At 57.2% G+C, this 2,199-nt stretch carries 2 protein-coding genes; one reads left to right on the top strand and one right to left on the bottom strand.

All coding sequences use genetic code 11. From position 1 onward, the window contains the following. The coding region (locus H0V34_09035; GenBank protein ID MBA2491829.1) for an alpha-amylase at window positions 1-730 on the top strand (730 nt) is incomplete at its 5' end. A 91-nt stretch (window positions 731-821) separates the two neighbouring features. Here H0V34_09035 and H0V34_09030 read toward each other — a convergent pair. Continuing rightward, on the bottom strand, window positions 822-1,985 hold the full coding sequence (locus H0V34_09030; GenBank protein ID MBA2491828.1) for a trypsin-like peptidase domain-containing protein: 1,164 nt from the start codon (window positions 1,983-1,985) through the stop codon (window positions 822-824). Window positions 1,986-2,199 lie beyond the last annotated feature (214 nt).

The following is a 2,199-nucleotide window of genomic DNA, read 5'->3' as shown; positions in this document are numbered from 1 at the left end:
GGACCTGATGCGTACGCTTGGGGTCCGCACGGGCGAATTGCACACCGCACTGGCCGCAACCACGGGCAATGCGGATTTCGATCCCGAGCCGATCTCGCGCACAGACATCGAATGCTGGGTCGCGCAGGTGGCCGACGAAGCCAACCAGACATTTGACCTGCTCGCGCAAAGCGACAGTCGCGAAGACCAGGACGTAAGCGCGTTGCTGGCCGCGCGCGAGGCATTGATGACGCGCATCCGCGCCAGCGCGACGGCCGCTTTAGACGGACTCAAAACCCGCTACCACGGCGACTATCACTTAGGTCAGGTGCTGCTGGCTCACAACGACTTCGTGATCATCGACTTCGAAGGCGAGCCCGCGCGCACCCTGGAAGAACGGCGGATTAAGCATACGCCGCTCAAGGATGTCGCCGGGATGCTGCGATCATTCAACTACGCCGCTTACGCCGCGCTGTTCGACGCGACCGAGGACCAGCCACCCGATTTGGCGCAACTGGAGCCGCGCGCCCAGGAATGGGAGCGCGTGACCGCCGAGGCTTTTCTCGCCGGTTACGCAGAAGGCGCGCGCGATTGTCCGGCGTACCCGCGCGATGCCGATCACGCCCGCCGTCTGATAGAGCTGTTTACCCTGGAAAAGGCGTTCTACGAGGTGCGTTATGAACTCGCCAACCGGCCGAAATGGTTGGCGATTCCGGTCAAAGGGCTGCTGACGATATTGGACCCGAAGTGACTCTGGGGAAGATAATGCCAAGTCTTGATTCATGCGGGCTTGGGAGGATGCTTGCGCGGCCTTGCAACCGCGCAGACATCACATAGCATTCTCAGCAGTTTGCTGGCCTGCGTGCGCACATGAAACTTAAAATCTCGGTAAAACGCGGATCCAGAATAGAGGAGCCTTCATAGCGTGGGCCCATGCTGACGGCGCCATAGGACGTTACACCTATAACCAGGTTGCTACCGGGGTTGCCGCCACCGGTTTGACCAGCGGCGCGCGATTGAAAGTTCTGTACCCATGGCCCGCCACTGGAGCCTGGTCCCATATCGGAGCCATAGATAATGGTATTGATACCGCCCGAGCCATAGCTTTGAGCAGTGACTTGGTGCATCTTCATACCGCGGTCCAGATTAACCGGGTACCCTAGCAGATGCGCGTGATTGGGATGGAGACTGCGCGTCTTGACGCCCAACGAGCCCGTCACCATGCCGATTCTTCTCACAGCGCCGGCAAAAGGTCTATCCTGTAGCTCGATCAATGCATAATCCGCGGCGTTAGGTACCCTGCCGCCGCCATTGCCCCAGGTTGCCGTCACTATTCCATATACGCCGTTCCAAACCTGAAACGGACTCGCCCCATCTCTAAAGGCCGGCACAAACGCGAAGTTGGCATAGAATCCATTGGCGCCCCCGCTCCCGCTGTGAACACAATGACCGGCAGTCAGAATAATTCTGGGTTCAATTACGGCGGCAGAACACACAAAGTTTCCCACGCCCGGCTGGGTATAAAAGAGCCTGCCAACTGCACGATAAGGATACTGGAGGTCGGCACTTAGTGGGATCAATCGTGAACTGGTGAAATGAGCATGCTGAGTTCCCACGCTCTGCGGCCTGACAGCGGTCTGCGGTGTTTCACGCTTTACGTCCCCCGTTCTTGCTCGCGACTTCTGATTTTCTGTTTCGGGCACGAACAGGCGATTCTCTAAATCAGGTTCAGCCCTGACGGCGGGGCGACTTGCGTTAGTGGCCTCCGCGATCCCGGTTTTACCATTTACAAGTGCATCTGATTTGGTGGACATCTTGAGGTTAAGAATTTTGTCCACCGTGACACGCGGGGTTCTAGGCTTAGCGTTCTTCAGGCGCCCTGGCGTCCAATAGGAGTCCGAAGAAGCGCTCTCCAAACGTATCGCACTGCCGCTTTTTACTTCCTCGAAGCTGCGCGTCAAATAATCGTCGTCCGCATAAGCTGACGATTGCAACGCAATCAGCAATAAACAACCTCTACATAAAAAGTGCCTCATCCCCGTCAATCCCCATGTATTTATGCGCCGATCAGGTTTGGCTCACGCAGGAATGCTTATTGAGACTTGCATAATAAGTTAACGATTCAAAGCGACAATTCGGCTTGTTGGCAGAAGGCTCGTATCAAGGTCGAGCGGCGCTGCATGGAGGCGAGCCGTCGCCGGGCGAAGTGGGTAAGCTGTG

It is taken from the genome of Gammaproteobacteria bacterium (assembly GCA_013696315.1).
In the GTDB taxonomy this organism is placed as follows: Bacteria; Pseudomonadota; Gammaproteobacteria; order JACCYU01; family JACCYU01; genus JACCYU01.
The sequence above is the reverse complement of the archived record's forward strand: the minus strand, read 5'-3'. Positions and strand labels throughout refer to the sequence as shown.